Annotated in this window: 1 protein-coding gene; it reads left to right on the forward strand. The window is 69.3% G+C overall.

Annotation, left to right across the window (positions count from 1 at the left end; all coding sequences use genetic code 11):
- Nucleotides 1-24: 24 nt before the first annotated feature.
- A partial coding sequence (locus UG56_RS27370) for a DUF222 domain-containing protein (protein WP_256206948.1) occupies nucleotides 25-815 on the forward strand: 791 nt, incomplete at its 3' end.

The following is an 815-nucleotide window of genomic DNA, read 5'->3' on the forward strand; positions in this document are numbered from 1 at the left end:
GGGGCGAAAGACGCCTCGGGGTGGATGCGTGCCGAGCTGCTGGTCGACAAGGCGGTCGCTCGGGCGCAGATCAAGCTCGCCGCCGGGGTCGCCAAGTACGACCGCGTCGCTGCTGGTCTCGCCGAGGGCGTCGTCTCCCAGGACAAGGCCCGGGTGATCACGAAAGCCCTCGATGCGATCGACGCCGACCCGGTCGCCAGCAGCGAGGACCTGGCCCTAGCCGAGAAGCTGCTGGTCGACTACGCCACCCGGCTGACCGCGAACGAGCTCAAGATCGTCGGCAAACGGATCCTCACCGAGATCGATCCCGAACGATTCGAAGCCGCCGAGGCCAAGGCGCTGCACCGTGAGGAAGAACGCGCCGCGCGGCGCACCTTCTTCCAGTCCCGCGACAACGGCGACGGCACCATCGACATCCACGCGAGGGTCTCCCGCGCCGTCGGGATCCGGCTGCGCACCATCCTGGACTCCCTGGCCCAGCCCCGGAAACTCTCAGCCGAGACCCGTGGCGTCACAGCGCCCTACGACCGGCTCCTCGGCCAGGCCTTCGCCCGGGTGATCGAGACCTACGACATGGAGAACCTGCCCCGCCACGGTGGGCACGGGACCACGGTGTTCATCACCATGACCCTCGACGACCTCCGCAACGACCTCGGCACCGCCGCATTGGGGTTCGACGGCGACCAGATCACCGCCGCCGAAGCCCGCCGGATGGCCTGCAACGCCGACCTCATCCCCGTCGTCCTCGGCACCGACTCCGAAATCCTCGACCTCGGCCGCACCACCCGCCTAGCCCACCCCGTCCAACACCGCGC

The organism is Nocardioides luteus (genome assembly GCF_000960475.2).
Lineage (GTDB): Bacteria > Actinomycetota > Actinomycetes > Propionibacteriales > Nocardioidaceae > Nocardioides > Nocardioides luteus_A.